A 424-nucleotide genomic window follows, 5' to 3' on the forward strand; every position below is an offset into this window, starting at 1 on the left:
CATCAGGCTGGCGCCTGTCTTGTGGACGATGATGCGGATATCGCGTGAAACTCGCACCGACCAGAAATTCGGATCCTTCGACTTGTCGATGCGGTGGAATTGAAGGCCGGGCTGGTCCGGATTGGCCTGCAGATCGAACGCCGTCAGCTTCGCCTGCTTCTGCTCGTCATTTGCGAGTTTTGCGAGGGCGGTGGTGAAGCTGTCGGCGAGGATCGTGGGCATGGTGATCGAAGCCTATTTCTCGTCTTTCGACGACCGGGAAATGCGATCCTGACGATACTCAACAACGAGTTTCGAGAGCATTTCCTCGCGCTTCAACTGATTGGCCGACTTTTGCTTCGGTTCCGATGTGCGCTTCTTTGGTGCTTTGACCTTAGCGTTCCTCGCCTTCGACCGGGGAACGGTGACCGGTTTAGCTTTCGGT

Annotated in this window: 1 protein-coding gene and 1 pseudogene; both read right to left on the minus strand. The window is 56.1% G+C overall.

Features of this window, described 5'->3' with window-relative positions:
• Positions 1 to 222: pseudogene (locus EN749_RS37230) on the minus strand (DNA helicase); the annotation flags it as partial.
• A 12-nt stretch (positions 223 to 234) separates the two neighbouring features.
• Positions 235 to 424 (minus strand): hypothetical protein (locus EN749_RS38450; protein ID WP_210214782.1); only part of this gene is annotated, 190 nt, incomplete at its 5' end.

It is taken from the genome of Mesorhizobium sp. M7A.F.Ca.ET.027.02.1.1 (assembly GCF_004022985.1).
In the GTDB taxonomy this organism is placed as follows: domain Bacteria; phylum Pseudomonadota; class Alphaproteobacteria; order Rhizobiales; family Rhizobiaceae; genus Mesorhizobium.